Origin of the sequence: Bradyrhizobium sp. AUGA SZCCT0177 (assembly GCF_018130125.1) — a bacterium.
GTDB lineage: Bacteria > Pseudomonadota > Alphaproteobacteria > Rhizobiales > Xanthobacteraceae > Bradyrhizobium.
Genome location: NZ_JAFCMA010000004.1, coordinates 99,759 through 113,433, shown reverse-complemented (window position 1 = coordinate 113,433; position 13,675 = coordinate 99,759). Strand labels below are relative to the sequence as shown.

Below are 13,675 nucleotides of genomic sequence, written 5' to 3'. Positions count from 1 at the left end.
GGCACCGGTCGTGTCCGGTGCCGCTATTAACCATTTTGCTCCTTGGAGGATCTGGCTATGCGCACTTATGACTTCGCTCCCCTGTTCCGGTCGACCATCGGTTTCGACCGTCTTTTCGACCTCGCCGAGACCGCACAGCGCGGTGCCGAGGAAGGCTATCCGCCCTACAACATCGAACGGCTGGCCGAAGACCGCTACCAGATCACGCTGGCGGTCGCGGGTTTCTCGCCGGACGAAATCTCGATCACTGCAGAGCAGAACGTCGTCACCATCGAGGGCGGCAAAACCGAGAAAGCCGAGCGCGAATTCCTGTATCGCGGGATCTCGACCCGCCACTTCAAACGGCAGTTCAACCTGGCCGACTACGTCCAAGTCAAGGACGCGTCCTTCGACAATGGCCTGCTGAAGATCGAACTGGTCCGGGAGATCCCCGAGGCCATGAAGCCGCGACGGATCGCCATCAACGGCAGCAACGTCCATCAGCTCGAATCCAAGGCGGCCTGAGCGAACAACCCGCGACGGCCCGGCCTCGTTGTTGTCGGGCTGCCGCCCCCTCGTCGTAGAATGGAGGAAAACATGCGGCCGACGACCGCCATCAACGACAACGTATTCGACTTCCAAGCCCTGCTGCACCCCGGCACCGTCTTCGAGCATCCCAACGACGTGGTATCGCATCCGGACCTGACGCTGGCGGAGAAGCGCGCGATCCTGGCCTCCTGGGCCTCGGACGCTTCGGCGATCGCCTCATGTCCCGCGCTGCGGGCTCCGAAAGGACTGAAGGCGCCCGTGACCATTGATTCCATCCTCGAGGCCCTTTGCGAACTGGACGGCCGGCCGCGCAACCCGCCGGGCGGCAAGCCAAATCGTCGTTTCTCGACATCGCGCGTTCTGGCCGCCTGAGGAGGATCCCATGAGAGATATTAAATTGCCTCGTCACGTGATCGACCGGTTGGAGAACCGATGGGCAAGCCGGCTGCAGCAGGACGCAAGAGCCTGGAGCAGCGACAAGGCTAGGCCCTTTCAGTCCCGCCACGTGCGGACCGATGACGCCCGGGTCATTCCGGTTACCGTCAAGCGCGCTCGACGTGCTGCGGATGCCACTCGGTTCGCATAGAGCCGAAAGTGCGAAGCGACGGAAGGGTCGACACACGATAAGACGAGGTGGCAATGGGAGTCACGGCAACTGTTCCGATGCTGTCACTCGACGCCGGGTTGACGCAATATCTTACGGAAATTCGCAAGTTTCCGATGTTGCGGCCCGACCAGGAGGCGGCCTATGCGATGCGCTGGCGCGAGCACGGCGATCGTGAAGCCGCCTATCACCTTGTCACCAGCCATCTGCGGCTCGTCGCCAGGATCGCCATGCGATATCGCGGCTACGGGCTGCCGATTGCGGATATCATTTCCGAGGGAAACGTGGGCCTCATGCAGGCCGTGAAGCGCTTCGAGCCCGAGCGCGGCTTCCGGCTCGCGACCTACGCTATGTGGTGGATCAAGGCTTCGATACAGGAATACATCCTACGTTCGTGGTCGCTGGTAAAAATGGGCACCAGCGCCGCCCAGAAGAAGCTGTTTTTCAACCTTCGGAGGACAAAAGCGGAAATCTCGGCACTGGAGGATGGCGATCTCCGTCCGGAGCACACCGCGATGATCGCCAAGAGGCTCGGCGTGCAGGAAAGCGACGTCATCCAAATGAACCGGCGCCTGGGCGGCGACGTGTCGCTCAACGCTTTGGTGCATGCAGACGAGGCGGCCGAAATGCAGGACTGGCTGGTCGACCCGGCATCCAGTCCCGAAACCGTGTACGCCGAGCAGGAGGAAGCCAAACAGCGGCGTCAGGCGCTTGCCGGCGCCATGGAGGTCCTCAACCCGCGAGAACGAAGCATATTTGAAGCGCGATTCCTGTCCGAACCATCGGTCAGGCTGGAGGATCTCGCGAAACGATATGGCGTTTCACGGGAGCGCGTACGGCAGATCGAAGTTCGCGCATTTGAAAAAGTTCGAGCTGCCGCTTGCGCCCGCTTGGCGAACAACGCTGCATGACGCCGGGCGGCCGACCCATGGAAGGCGCGGCATTGTTACCTGACACCAGTGCTCGGGCGCTGGGTCAATGGCACCGACCTCGGCCGACTGCTCTGGTGCATAAGAAGAGCCCACTTTGCGGCGCACTTCAGCCTGTCGACTCCCCTCGCTCTGACCGCGCGTCCTCTCCGGCTTCCGAGCGATAAATACAACTGTTGCAAAATTCGTAGGCGTTAAGTCGCAGCGAGGAACCTTCTGTACTTGTCGGAGGTTACGAGCGCTCTGAACACTGGAGGAAACTATGAAACGCTCGCTTCTATTCATTTGTATCGGACTAATGGCTGCGACAACGGTTATTCGTTTTCGCGCGCCCTGTACTCGAACACAGGTACGCTCGGAATCGGAATAAGCGTCAGCGCCAACCACTGGTCGGGTTTGAGGCTGCGTGCCAGCCTATCGATTTCGCCTGCGGTCAGACCAGCCGCAGAAAGCGATGGCGTTTCTGGACGTAGTGCGTTGCCCTCGTTCTCTGGGTCGACTTCGGCGAGTCTTTCAAGATCGGTCATCACTGCGTCCCATTGGATCGCGCCATCGGCGGCAGATGCAATGCTCTCCCCCAAAGCTTCGATCTTGCCGCCAGAAACACGTGATCCGCTCAAGAACTGACGCAGGCTGTTCACGAATTCAGAGGGATCGGCCCGGTAAGCGTCATTCGGTATTCCAAAAGAAGCTAGCGCAGAATCACTCGTTAAAGAGCGTGCCTGAAATGATATTCTATTCAAGGGCTTGACCCTAAAGCGCATCTGTTTGAGCGCCAACTGCGCTTTTTTGGGTCAAATTCAAGAATTGAATTACCTAAATGAAATCAGCTGCTTGAAGACACTTTTACCCCTACTTTTGACAGGGTCCCCTTGCTGCTCGGTTGGATTTTTCTATGGTGATACGAACCGGCGAGTAAGCGCCAAATTGTAAACATCGTTGGAAGAGCAATGAAGCAGGTCGAGATTGAACGACTTCTGCAATGGACGTTTTGCGACCAAAAATCGCGACGCTCCGTGCCGGGATACGGATATCAAAATTCGTGGGCAATGCTCGAGCGGCATTTGCGTTTAGGCTGCAGTATTGATTCCAGCCCGCGCAGAGACTGCTTGGGTGACGTTTCTGCGTTCCCCGACAGTGACGCGCTCATTGTTGCACGCGAAGTCGGAAAGCTTAGTTCTAATGCTGTTGTTGATTGGCGCGAGTCGAAAGAACTTCTTCTCGGCAACCTGGTGGGCCTTGCATCACGTGAGCAGTTTCTTGTCTTCGACGAGATTGCGCTAGTTATCGAGCAAGCCTGCACCGGCATTTCTCCGATTTGGAATGTCGGATTGCCGAAAATCCGACCGTCTATTCTCGGCAACGGCAAGCCAGCTGTCACAGGGACCAGATACGGGAAAAATCGCTACAGCACCGGAGCGCATTGTCCGTTGGAGTGGGCGCAGCCTACAATCGAAGGAGTCGCGCTCGCACGTGCACGATACGCGGTCTGGCACTCGGCTCTAACGCGTCTAGCAGGCTGCCTTAGCGGGAAGCTCAAAAATATCGTGGCAATGCCGCCGATTTCACGCGCCTCGCCATGGAACACGGCAGTCCAACCACGCCGCTAAACGTCGCTTATCTACCGCCCGCGCCACTCGCTCTTCCTGTCCCGGACTAAGACCGAAAGCCAGTCCCAGTGATTGAGCACGGCATGCACCGGGCGCCACGAAACTGTCTGTATCCTTCAGGTTTGATCATGCCCGACCATAAGTCACCCGCGCGCCGCTGTAGCACGTTGCCGCCGTCATTGCCGCCGCGCGGCCTATCTCGTTCTCAGGCCGCTGAATATGTCGGTATTAGCCCATCGACATTCGATAAAATGGTCGCAGCCGGCGAGATGCCCGGGCCGAAAAGACTTAGGGGGCGGGTTGTTTTTGACCTCAAGAAGCTTGACTGCGCTTTTGATGCATTCGACGATGGCGGAGAAAATTCATGGGATTGAAACTCGGCAAACAAATGCGCGTGCGTCTCAAGTATTTTAGCGAGGATGTCGATCGTCACGACAACGTGCGTTGTTACGTTCGCTTGCCGGGAAAACGCAAAGTACGCATTCACGCCCTTCCCGGCACGCCCGAGTTCCTAGAGGAATATCAAGCAGCCATCGCGGCGGCAGCTATCGCGCCGATGCGGCAGGCTAACGAGTCAAAAAAAGGTTCATTGCGTTATCTCTGCATTCGCTACTATGCGAGTGCCGCTTACAGGGCGTTGGACGGCAGCACGCAAAACTGGCAACGCCGCGCGCTGGACGAGATTGCGCGTGAGCACGGGGCTAAGCCTGTCGCCACGATGCAGGCGCGCAACGTGCGCCGAATTCGCGACGCCAAAATTGAAACACCGGCCGCAGCCAATCAGCGTATAAAAGCGCTTCGTGCCATGTTTTCCTGGGCCAACGAGGCCGGCGAAACGGGGGTCAACCCGACGATCGGTGTCAAGAAACTCAAGTACCGGTCGGATGGACACCACACATGGACGGACGAGGAGATCCAGCGATATTACGACCGCCATCCCCTCGGCACGCAAGCGCGGCTTGCTCTGGACCTACTTCGTTATACGGCCGGCCGCCGCGAGGATGCGCCCAGGCTCGGCCGCCAGCACATTCGAGAAGGCCGGGTCCGTTTCCGCCAAGCGAAGAACGAACATCGAAATCCGATCGACATAGATATACTGGTGCACCCGGCTCTCGCCGAGAGCATCGCGGCGGCTGAGGTCAGCAATAGAATGATCTTCCTGCTAACCGAATTCGGCAAACCCTTCACAGCGAATGGTTTTGGCAACAAATTTAAGGACTGGTGCCGTCAAGCCGACCTTCCACGTTGCTCGGCACATGGTGTCCGCAAGGCCACCTCGACCGCGCTCGCCGAAGCGAGCGCAACGCCGCACGAGATTATGGCGATCACGGGGCATCAGACGTTGGAAGAGGTTGAGCGCTATACCAGGGCGGCAAGCCGGAAGAAAACGGCAGATGCCGCCATGCGCAAGCTGATCATCTGAGGCCTTGAATGCCTTACCGCCGGTGGATTTAGTTTGCCGGGGGATAGGCAGCTTCGGCGCCTGGGCATTGCATCAGTTCCGCAAGCGCAGCGATCTGAGCGATACGAGATCGGATGAAGAACAAAGACTGTCCCACGGTAGAATGGAGTGGGACAATCAAGTCGAAAAGATCAAGAATATCAATTGCGGCTTGAACACATGGCGCTCCCTAGGGGAGACGATGGGCAACTGCAGAAACCCTAATAAAACAACGACAAATCAGCTTGGCTGCTGCGCGAATGCTACCACCGGGAGCTACCACCAATCAACTACGCCGTCAGTTGGTGGCTTCGGTCCGATCGGTACCTGCGAAGCTCTGTATTATAGTTGGCTGTCACGTTGCGATTTGATGTCCAGTTAATCCCACCGCGAGATAATCGCAGGCATTGAAACTAACTAATCAAGGGTTGAGGAGGTGTTGGGATCAGTCCAGGGTGCTTTGAGCGGCGCGCGCCCGCTTAAGGTCAGCTGTTTCGGCTCCCTCCCCAAACCAACGGCAGAGTGGTTCTAGCAGCACCCGCGCCTCATCAGGTCTTCCTTGGTTCTGCCAGAGTTCTGCAAGGGTTGTCGCGGCGCGTAATTCCAGGGATTTGGCACTTTGAAGGCGCGCCACTTCAATGGACTTCGTAAGATAAGACTCAGCTTCGCTTATCTTCGATGGGTTGAGTGTTAAAAGAATTTGCGCTCTTTGCCGATGCAATTCTGCTTCCCATGATCTGCCAGTCACGTCACCGATACTGGCCAGAGTCCTCTCGACAATCGATAGTGCGGACTTATTTTCTCCAGCCTTGGCGTGCATGTCCGCCAGCCAGCTTTCCATCATCGGAAGCATGAAGCCGACGCCATTACGTCGCGCTTCGTCGATTCCCAGTGCTATTTCGGCCCGGGCCTCTCCAAGTTGGCCCAGGTCGCCGACTGCTCGGCCTCGCGAAATTCGCGACAAAATCGCGTACAGCGAAAACCGCTGTTCTTTTGACATTTCCAAGCTTTTTTCGGCGCTTTCGAAGGCGCGAGCGGCCTCCCCGCGCAGAAGGTGCACAACGGAAGTCATGTAATGAGCGAACGCCACCGTGTAGGGGTGGCCAAGGTCTTGACCTAAGGCAAGCGCTTCCGAAACGCGGGCAAGGGATTGATCCGGATAGCCCAGAAACCACAAGTCCCAAGATAGGAGCAGAAGTGAAGCCGCTTGAGGTTCCACCATGTAAAGATTGGATAGGGGCTGTTTTCCTTTGCCAATCGAGAGTTTGATCGACTCCACGAAATGGTCCGCTGACAATTGGAAGTTCCCAATCGTCAATAACGTACTGCCCATCACTCTATGAGCCACCATCAGCGGAACCGGTTGGGACAACGCTCGCGCCCGTGACAGGAACTCATCAGCAAAGCGGAGCGCATCATCATTCATTCCGCCCATCCAGCAGTGCCCCCACAGCCCAAACAGGGCTTGGAAATACTCAGGGATGTTGCCGAGTTGCACACATAAGGTATGAGCCCGAGAAAACACTTCGCGGATTTCCTCCGACGCATATCCTTGAACGGCGATAAGCGGTATTCCCAACGCCAATTGAATGTCAATTTCTTGTTTGATCCGTTCGGGCGTTTCCGGCAAAGCGCCCAGAAGCTGAAGGGCCTTTCGGAAGCTAGCAATCGCTTCGACGTTGGCGGAATGCGCTAGCGCGCCCTGCCCAGACTCGAACCAGCAACGAATGGCGCGTTGGTGATTGCCTGCTTCTTGATAGTGATAGGCCAGGACTTGGGGTTGATTTTCGGCGAGCTCCGAAACGTCATGCTCTAAGATTGCCGCGATGTCCGCGTGTATCTGCTGCCTCTTACTCCTAAGCAAAGAGTCGTAGATTGCATCACACAACAACGCATGTTTGAAGGCGAAACGAAGGACAGGCGAAATTCCGGCTCGATAGATGATGTCAGCCTGTTCGAGCAGCGAGAGGGCCGACAGTATCTCGTCATCGTCAATTTGCGATGCAGCCGACAAGAGATCATAGGAGAACTCACGCCCAATCACAGCCGCAATCTGTGCAAGTTTGCGACTCGGCGCAACGCGGTCGAGCCGCTCCATCAATGCATCACTCAGCGTGTCCGGAACCCTGAGTAATGCTGGCTGCGCTGCGCGCTCGAAAGTGCCTCGGGTTCGGAAAGGCGCACTCAACATACTGCTTGTCAGTTCCTCTATGAATAGCGGAACTCCATCGGCCTTTTGGATAATCCGGTCGAGCGCCGCTTGGGGCATGCTCCCTCCCCTCAAGATATCTCGGATCATCGCATTCACTTCGGTGAGCGACAATCGAGTAATCGAGTGCATGGTGGTGTTCGCATGGGTCATCCACGTGGGGCGAAACTCAGGCCGGCACGACACAATAAGTAGAACGCGGGCGTGGTCGATCCGGCTGATAATCGATTCAAGCAGCTCAAGCGTCGAGTTATCTGACCAATGCGCATCCTCGAAGATGCAGACGGCGGGACGTTCGACAGAAAACGCCAAGATCATGTCGACAAGCGTGCTTATCGTCCTGTTCTTTATTTGCTGCGGCGTAAGAGCAGATAATTCAAGGTGATTTTCAAAAGGAATTGATAACAGTTTGGCAATGAGCAGGACCGGCTCTTTGGAATTGTCAGTTGAGCGCGGAAGGTAATCTGTAAGCTTGGCAATCTTATCTGCCTCGGCCTCGCGAGCTGTTAGTTGGGCCGCTTGTTCGATCTGCCCGATCACCGGAAAGAACGCGCTCTGACTGTGATAGGGCGAGCACTGATGGTACAGCAAGACGTGTGGTTCCTGCTGAATATAAGATTTCAATTCGTGGAGCAGCCTTGATTTTCCGACCCCGGGAATACCTGAGAGCAATATGACTTGGCCGTCACCCTCTTTGACTTTCTGCCACCTATCGAGCAGCAAGCTTAGTTCGCTGGAGCGTCCAACGAGCGGGGTAAGAGAGCCCGTATGCGCAGCCTCGAAGCGGCTAGCTGTATTTTTTGCCGAGAGCACGCGATACACGTGAAGAGGTTCAGTTACACCTTTGAGTTCCTGGAGCCCAAGGTCCTGAAAATCAAAAGCTGCCCATACGAGTCGCCTCGTCGATTCCGAGATGAGTACCGTGTTGACAGCGGCAAGGGTCTGGAGACGCGCGGCAATATTCGGCGTCTCTCCCACCGCGTCCATCGACCACGTACCACTAGCTCCAATTTCACCGACAACAACCGGACCCGAACAAACACCCACTCGACAATTCAAGGTAACTGGCCCTGAAATCTTCGTAACTCCGGACACAATCTCCAAGCTGGCGTGAATAGCACGAGCGGCGTCATCCTCATGTGCACGAGGCCAGCCGAAAAATGCCATCACTCCATCGCCGAAATAGCGGGCGACCTCGCCTCCATAGCGCCCAATCGCGGCGCTGCACTCCACCCGATACGCGTCAATGAGCTTTTGGAGATCCTCAGGATCTAACTTCTCCGATAACTGCGTAGATCCCACCAGGTCACAAAACATCACTGTGATCTGACGGAATTCAGCTTCGCGATGCTGCACAGGAGAGGGGGGCACCACAGTGGCGCTTGCAGCCGCTTTTGCTGTGCCGGTGGGCTGGCGCGCAGCCGTCAACGCTTGGATGGCCCTAAGCAGCTTCTTGCGGTGACCTAGAGAAGATACTCCGAGTTTTTCGAGATCATCTTCCGTCAAATCCGGAAGGACGGAGTAGTCGATATTGTTTTCTGCGAAGGTTTTGGCGTACTGGCCTAGACCGTGTCCACCCAGCCACTCGGCTATGTCGGTGGTTGTTGTCCTCGTCATTGCAGAGGCCCTTGCCCACTGCCGTAGTTCATTAAGAAAGAGTTTGGCTTCAGACCCACCATCTGGGTGCCTTTGCTTAAAACCAGGAAAGCGTTCTCCCGCGCACAATATTATCTCCCGCACAACGATATCATATGAGCGTTCTTTGACCGCCGATATTTGGCTTTCCCCGGCGTCGAAGCACAACTGCAGCTTGGCGCAACGACACCAGCACTGGGTGCTTGCCCTACCCAGCTACCCATGGCGGCCGATTCGCGAGCATTCGCGCGGCCCTCATCGACCCGGCGCGTCGTTTCTTGCCTCACGCCATGCCAAGCTGCGATGACTATCGCGCCATTCCGCTCATGCTGCGGGCCGAGCGCCGCGCTTTTCACCGTGCAAATGATATGAGCTGTGACGATACGGGAGCGCCTCTCCGAGCGCCTGCTCAAGCTCCTCAAGCATCTCCGCTTCGGATTTGAGAAGCTCGTGATTATATCCCTGCGCCAGGATCAATGCCGATTCATACGTCTCCTGAACGACCCTGATGCGGTCATTCGCGGGAAGGGAGGCAACGAACTCGATCGTTTCCTCGACGTGAGCGGCTTCGCTTCCGAGGGAGCTGTGACTTCTGAGGAAGCGGGTCGCATCGATGTCAGGCGGACACATCGCCCGCACCTTCTCGATATCGGTCTCTTGCTTGAGTGCGGCGATGCGCTCCAAGCAGTACGAATAGCCGATGCAGCCCATCGGATAGTCCTGGATGCAGAGGTCATCGAAGCGCTTGCAGAGGGGCTTAATGCCCTCCGGAATAAAGTTAGCGACGAGTCGCTCGCCGGGCACACCAAGCGCACGCAGATCCTTGAGCGCGAGCCGGTCGTGACCGGTCTCCTCGCGCGCACGCTCTTCCAAGTAGGCCGCGACCTCGGGCCTTCCCAGCTCGTTGAAGCGGCTGGCGGCGCGGCGGAGATTTCGAGGCGTGTCGACAGACGTGTGATACGCGCCCACCAAGGCTACGATATAGCCGACGAGCGTCGGGTCAGGGCGTGCGAGGCGCTTTTCGATTCCAGCAAATCCGAGATTTATCGCGCCGTCGAGCAGCCCGACCGTGCTGCCCGCCGAGCCCACACCTGTCATCGGTGCCGCGAATGGATCTAAGTTTTCTTTCGTGCCGCTCGGGGTATGAAACCAAACCTCTCCCGACTCCCGAGCGATGATCGAAATATTCCCCGTGACGTTGACCCACTCCGTGACCAGCCCTGCCATTCGAAACCTCCACTTTCCGAGTGAATTCCTTTTTTTCTGGATGCGACAAAGATTCGCACCCAAGGGCTCAAATCAGCTAGGTCTTCTTACCCCCGCAATTCGTATTCTAGTTGTAAGATTTCGGCCTGACAAGGACGCTCCGGGATCTGGACCTGCTTCTGACGTCACCAATGTTTGCCAGTACGTGGCGACGCTTCAACTGACGCCGGATGACAACAGGGCGGCTGCATCAACGCGGTACTGGGGAGGTGCGCACAAGCGCGATACCACCAGCCCACCTTGCATCCCAAATGCCAAATTGCTGATGGCGGTTAACCGCCACGCCCCCGCCCCGTCGGCGCTCGCCGATTGGTCCATGTACTCCCTGACGGTGAGGAGGTCGATTACGCCACGCCGCCCGCCGAAGTGCCGACGCTGCTGGTCACCGTCATTACGATGCGCGCTGACGCATTTATGCATGGACGTGGAGACCGATAGAGCACGCATCGGGCGCCCGCGGTGGGACGGCTGGCGCTATGACCGCACCGATGGCGGTAGTGCGCGGTGGGTAAGGCGGAGGGAGTTGAAGCAGGTTTGTTGCTAGGGCGTCTACTCCGTATCCCCTCGTTGGGCCTTGCGGTTTTGCGGGCGCAGGTGTGAGATGATGCTAGGCACCCGGCAGGCGGTCAGGTGCCGTGGCAGCTTTTCATCAGGGAGGGTTCAGTGGCACCACGAGCACCAGGTGGTATCAAGAGGAAGAGGGGTAACGAGGAAATTACGACCCCGGACTTTGAATTGGCGCCAGATGCTGTTCCCGGCATTGCGCAAGTGATCGTCGATATCTGGACCGGTGTAGTAAGCCTCAACACGCTCATGCAACGTGAGACTACGGGATCGAACAAAGGGATGGCCACGCAAGCCGCCGTCGACCTAGCCACAGCGACAATCAATGCTGCGACACCGAACTACAATTTTGTGCGGGTCGTAATAATATCGGAAGAAGAGCACGATAAAGGATACACGATGGAAGATCCGGACGACGTGGTCTTCGTGCTCCCAAACCAAGGCCGCATAAATTCCACCGGAGCAAATCTTCTTAATACAGCTAAGTTGCTAATGGCCTGCACGCCCAACGGGATTTAACAACTCCGGGGCAGTGACGTGAGGCCGCGCTTTTATCGGCGCGGCCCCTCTATTTTGCAAGCGATGAACGGGCCTTGGCCAAAAACTCAGTTCTCCTACGCTCCGAGGTCGAGACAGGGGTGAACACATGAGCAAATTTGCAATTGTGGCAACCATCAAGACAATCCCGGGCAAGCGGAGCGAATACCTGACGCACCTAAGGGCTCACGCTCAGCGCTGCTTGGCGACCGAACCCGGCACGTTGAAATTCGAAGTCCTCGTGCCGCAGAAGGAAGACGACACGATCATGCTGTATGAGGTCTATGCCAGCCCAGAAGCCTTTGAGGCGCACTGGACCGGCCCATCTGTGCAACAGGCCAAGCAGGACACGACCCCCCTGCGGGTTAGCCTCAGCGGCGTGCGTTGCGACTTTGCCGAGTGAGCGACCGCCGTTCGAAAGCCAACAGACCAACGTGCGTGCGCAGAAAGCGGCTCCACCATTTGGCCCAAGCCTTGAGCGCACCCTTCTGATCTGGTGCGACCATGGGGAAGAGCCAAGCATTCTCACCGTCCTCCCGGCGGCGTGCATCGACATAGTCGAGGAAGCCCAGCGCGATCAGCTGCGGATGCACAGGCACCACGCGTTCTGACGTCTTAGTCTTGAGCCGGCGGCCCGCCTTCCTATCACGCACGAGGTACAACAGCTGCGTATTGGTATCAGGCTCTTCACGAATGTCGGATGCCCTCAGGCCCGCGAACTCAGCCTGTCGTGCGCCTCCCAGGAGTGCGAGCACAGGAAGCCATATGCCCGCGTCTCCCTTTGCGCCGACCGGCAACTTCCGCTCGGTGAACAGGGGCGCGTCGAAGATGGTCTGCAGGTCGCTCGCGTCGAACGGTGCGCGCTCAGACTGCTCCTCCTCCAGCCGCATCTCCCTGAAGGGATCGGCCCATGAGACCTCCTCGGGCACGAGACCGTTGTGATAACTCCAGCCAGCGATGGCCTGCACCGCGCCTAGTTGCTTGTTCACTGTTCCAGCGGAAACCTTCTGCAGCTTGGGGTGCGCGCGGCCGTACTCGCTCAGCTCTGTAAGGGTTGCTTTCAGAAGTGGCCCCTTCCGAATCTTGGGGACAACCTGGAGCGCTTCGCGGAACGTGCGCGCATGCGACCGTTTGATGTCGGCGACGGGGAGATTACCGTGCAGCTGGACGAACATTTCGATGGCACGTCCGTATTCATGCATTGTGCCCTCAGGCCTCTCTCGCTCCTTCTTCCAGCCCTCGAAGGCGTCCTGAAGGTTCCCCGAGCTGCTGCTGGATGCCGGCCGGTGGAGCTGCGGTGTTGGCACAGGCTCCCCAGTGTCGCGCTGTTCGATTGCCTGTAAGGCTCGCACGTAAGCCCTGAGCAGCTCTATTCCGAGCTTCGGATACGCCGGGGCTTGTCGGTCCAGATCAATGTTGAAAGCGTCCAACGCGTCGTCGATGTGGGATGCAGGATTTAAGTGCGAGAACCAAGCATTTGCCAGCCTTAAGCCATGCAAATCGGAATCACTGTGATTCCAAAACGCGCGTTGTCCACAATCTAAACGGGCGTATAGCTCTTTGACAGAGCCGGGAGCTGCCCAAGATGACAAGCCAGATTGTTACCTACATCCGCGTTTCCACTTCGCAGCAGGGGCGCTCAGGCCTCGGGATGGAAGCCCAGCGCCAGCTGCTTCGTCAGTTCGCGAAAGCCGAGGGCTTGGAAGCGACGCTTGAGTTCGTGGAGGTTGAGACCGGCAAGGGTGCGGATGCCCTAGACCGCAGACCACAGCTCAAGGCCGCGCTCGCTGCCGCCAAGAAGCTCAAGTGTCCCGTGGCGGTCGCCAAGCTCGATCGGCTCAGTCGTGACGTGCACTTCATTTCGGGCCTTATGGCGCACAGAGTTCCCTTCGTGGTCGCCGAGCTAGGCACGGACGTTGACCCGTTCGTCCTACACCTGTTCGCGGCGCTCGCTGAGAAGGAACGCTCCCTGATCTCCAGCCGCACCCGGCAAGCGCTCGCGGCGGCCAAGGCTCGCGGGGTCGTCCTAGGAGGCCCTAGACTGCACCTAGCCCGCGTAAGCGAGTCCGTCGCGGTGAAAGCTGAGGCCGACCGACATGCCGCCAACGTCCTGCCGATTGTTAAGGAAGCACAGAGAGCCGGTGCTCACACGTTGCGCGCCGTGGCTGAAGCCTTGAATGCCCGAGGGGTCCCAACGGCGCGAGGCGGCGAGTGGCACCCCATGAGCGTGAAGAACCTCCTTGACCGTTCGGCAACCCGGTAGCGCACCATGACCGTAGCATTAGCTCTCACAATGATGATGGCCGGGTGCGTCTCGGTGGCGCTTGAATGCGCAGTGGCGGGCTCAGTGCT

The 13,675-nt window shown here is 57.8% G+C and carries 12 protein-coding genes; 8 read left to right on the top strand and 4 right to left on the bottom strand.

Going from position 1 to position 13,675, the window contains the following annotated elements; translation table 11 throughout:
• Positions 1-57 precede the first annotated feature (57 nt).
• The 3 genes from hspD (at position 58) to rpoH (ending at position 2,043) form a co-directional block, all read left to right on the top strand.
• Positions 58-504: a small heat shock protein HspD gene (hspD, locus tag JQ597_RS06095; protein WP_212263337.1), complete on the top strand. Its 447-nt coding sequence runs from the start codon at positions 58-60 to the stop codon at positions 502-504.
• A 72-nt stretch (positions 505-576) separates the two neighbouring features.
• Positions 577-900 carry a hypothetical protein gene (locus JQ597_RS06090; protein ID WP_212039334.1) on the top strand — a complete coding sequence of 108 codons (324 nt, stop codon included), beginning with the start codon at positions 577-579 and terminating at the stop codon, positions 898-900.
• Between the two features lie 267 nt (positions 901-1,167).
• The gene (rpoH, locus tag JQ597_RS06085; RefSeq protein WP_212263336.1) at positions 1,168-2,043 is read left to right on the top strand and encodes an RNA polymerase sigma factor RpoH; all 876 of its coding nucleotides are present in this window, start codon (positions 1,168-1,170) and stop codon (positions 2,041-2,043) included.
• 332 nt (positions 2,044-2,375) lie between these two features.
• Here rpoH and JQ597_RS06080 read toward each other — a convergent pair whose 3' ends face one another.
• Positions 2,376-2,840 carry a hypothetical protein gene (locus JQ597_RS06080; RefSeq protein WP_212263335.1) on the bottom strand — a complete coding sequence of 155 codons (465 nt, stop codon included), beginning with the start codon at positions 2,838-2,840 and terminating at the stop codon, positions 2,376-2,378.
• A 171-nt stretch (positions 2,841-3,011) separates the two neighbouring features.
• On the opposite strand from JQ597_RS06080, the gene JQ597_RS06075 reads away from it, so the two are divergent.
• Positions 3,012-3,671, top strand: a complete 660-nt coding sequence (locus tag JQ597_RS06075; RefSeq protein WP_212263334.1) for a hypothetical protein — start codon at positions 3,012-3,014, stop codon at positions 3,669-3,671.
• Positions 3,672-4,035: 364 nt separating this feature from the next.
• On the top strand, positions 4,036-5,094 hold the full coding sequence (locus JQ597_RS06070) for a tyrosine-type recombinase/integrase (protein ID WP_249147538.1): 1,059 nt from the start codon (positions 4,036-4,038) through the stop codon (positions 5,092-5,094).
• Between the two features lie 463 nt (positions 5,095-5,557).
• Here JQ597_RS06070 and JQ597_RS06065 read toward each other — a convergent pair whose 3' ends face one another.
• Together JQ597_RS06065 and JQ597_RS06060 are read right to left on the bottom strand one after the other, a co-directional pair.
• Positions 5,558-9,046 (bottom strand): AAA family ATPase, encoded by a 3,489-nt coding sequence (locus tag JQ597_RS06065; protein WP_212263333.1) that lies wholly within the window; start codon positions 9,044-9,046, stop codon positions 5,558-5,560.
• A gap of 234 nt (positions 9,047-9,280) precedes the next feature.
• On the bottom strand, positions 9,281-10,183 hold the full coding sequence (locus tag JQ597_RS06060) for a hypothetical protein (RefSeq protein ID WP_212263332.1): 903 nt from the start codon (positions 10,181-10,183) through the stop codon (positions 9,281-9,283).
• A 702-nt stretch (positions 10,184-10,885) separates the two neighbouring features.
• Here JQ597_RS06060 and JQ597_RS06055 point away from each other — a divergent pair.
• The gene (locus tag JQ597_RS06055) at positions 10,886-11,305 is read left to right on the top strand and encodes a hypothetical protein (protein WP_212263331.1); all 420 of its coding nucleotides are present in this window, start codon (positions 10,886-10,888) and stop codon (positions 11,303-11,305) included.
• Positions 11,306-11,432: 127 nt separating this feature from the next.
• Positions 11,433-11,726 (top strand): putative quinol monooxygenase, encoded by a 294-nt coding sequence (locus JQ597_RS06050; RefSeq protein ID WP_212263330.1) that lies wholly within the window; start codon positions 11,433-11,435, stop codon positions 11,724-11,726.
• Here the strand turns inward: JQ597_RS06050 and JQ597_RS06045 are convergent.
• Positions 11,695-12,525, bottom strand: coding sequence for a site-specific integrase (locus tag JQ597_RS06045; RefSeq protein WP_212263329.1), 831 nt, complete (start codon positions 12,523-12,525; stop codon positions 11,695-11,697). The two genes, JQ597_RS06050 and JQ597_RS06045, sit on opposite strands and share 32 nt — an antisense overlap.
• Positions 12,526-12,908: 383 nt before the next feature.
• Here JQ597_RS06045 and JQ597_RS06040 point away from each other — a divergent pair, with 383 nt between their 5' ends.
• Positions 12,909-13,586, top strand: a complete 678-nt coding sequence (locus JQ597_RS06040; RefSeq protein ID WP_212263328.1) for a recombinase family protein — start codon at positions 12,909-12,911, stop codon at positions 13,584-13,586.
• The last annotated feature ends 89 nt before the right edge of the window (positions 13,587-13,675 follow it).

Bases quoted from the DNA above. Each gene is read 5' to 3' on its own strand.
- JQ597_RS06060 (WP_212263332.1), bottom strand. From the start codon at position 10,183: ATGGCAGGGCTGGTCACGGAGTGGGTCAACGTCACGGGGAATATTTCG.
- hspD (WP_212263337.1), top strand. From the start codon at position 58: ATGCGCACTTATGACTTCGCTCCCCTGTTCCGGTCGACCATCGGTTTC.
- rpoH (WP_212263336.1), top strand. From the start codon at position 1,168: ATGGGAGTCACGGCAACTGTTCCGATGCTGTCACTCGACGCCGGGTTG.
- JQ597_RS06075 (WP_212263334.1), top strand. From the start codon at position 3,012: ATGAAGCAGGTCGAGATTGAACGACTTCTGCAATGGACGTTTTGCGAC.
- JQ597_RS06090 (WP_212039334.1), top strand. From the start codon at position 577: ATGCGGCCGACGACCGCCATCAACGACAACGTATTCGACTTCCAAGCC.
- JQ597_RS06070 (WP_249147538.1), top strand. From the start codon at position 4,036: ATGGGATTGAAACTCGGCAAACAAATGCGCGTGCGTCTCAAGTATTTT.
- JQ597_RS06045 (WP_212263329.1), bottom strand. From the start codon at position 12,525: ATGCATGAATACGGACGTGCCATCGAAATGTTCGTCCAGCTGCACGGT.
- JQ597_RS06040 (WP_212263328.1), top strand. From the start codon at position 12,909: ATGACAAGCCAGATTGTTACCTACATCCGCGTTTCCACTTCGCAGCAG.
- JQ597_RS06050 (WP_212263330.1), top strand. From the start codon at position 11,433: ATGAGCAAATTTGCAATTGTGGCAACCATCAAGACAATCCCGGGCAAG.